The organism is Pseudoflavonifractor sp. An184 (assembly GCF_002160305.1).
Classification (GTDB): Bacteria; Bacillota; Clostridia; order Oscillospirales; family Oscillospiraceae; genus Lawsonibacter; species Lawsonibacter pullicola.
This window is the reverse complement of the sequence record NZ_NFKI01000158.1, coordinates 1-602: the sequence shown is the minus strand read 5'-3', so window position 1 is coordinate 602 and position 602 is coordinate 1. Positions and strand designations below refer to the sequence as shown.

Below are 602 nucleotides of genomic sequence, written 5' to 3'. Positions count from 1 at the left end.
GGCATTCGCACCCAAATCGACCTGCTGGTGGAGCAGGCCTGCGACCGGCTGATGGAAGCGGAACAGCTTACCGTCGGCTGGGATGTGGGTAAGGGGGTGAGTGACGTGTAATGTACTCTGCCCCGCCCCCGCGATTAGGGGGCAGCTACTTCAAACAGTAAGGAGGAAATTGGTAAAATGAAAAAGCGAGTATTGTCAGCGCTCATGGTGCTGTGCATGGTGCTGACACTGCTGCCTGTTTCGGCGTTCGCCGCGCCAAACGAGGCGAAGCTGACGGTCAGCAATGCTCCGGTCACGGATACTGCCGATTTAAGCGGTGTAATGTGGCAACCTGAGCATTCCCCTGGTGATTTTGACCTTGCAGAGGGAACTCAGAGCTCCGGGTATTCTTATACTGAGGATCGGACGATCTATGTAGAGTTTGATCTGACCGGCACCGAAGCGAAGTGGAGCGACAGCAGCACCATGAACAGCAAGCTTGTGCCGCTCTATAAGGATTCTGATCAGCCTCAGAGTATTCCTGCCGTGATCCCTCCCGAGGGTTATGAACTGGTCTACTGGGAGACCAGCAAGGGAACTCTGGGTGCAAACGCACAGCTTAC

1 protein-coding gene is annotated in these 602 nt (G+C 55.1%); it reads left to right on the top strand.

The genetic code is table 11. From position 1 onward, the window contains the following. Positions 1-177: 177 nt before the first annotated feature. The coding region (locus B5F19_RS16925) for a hypothetical protein (RefSeq protein ID WP_140394285.1) at positions 178-602 on the top strand (425 nt) is incomplete at its 3' end.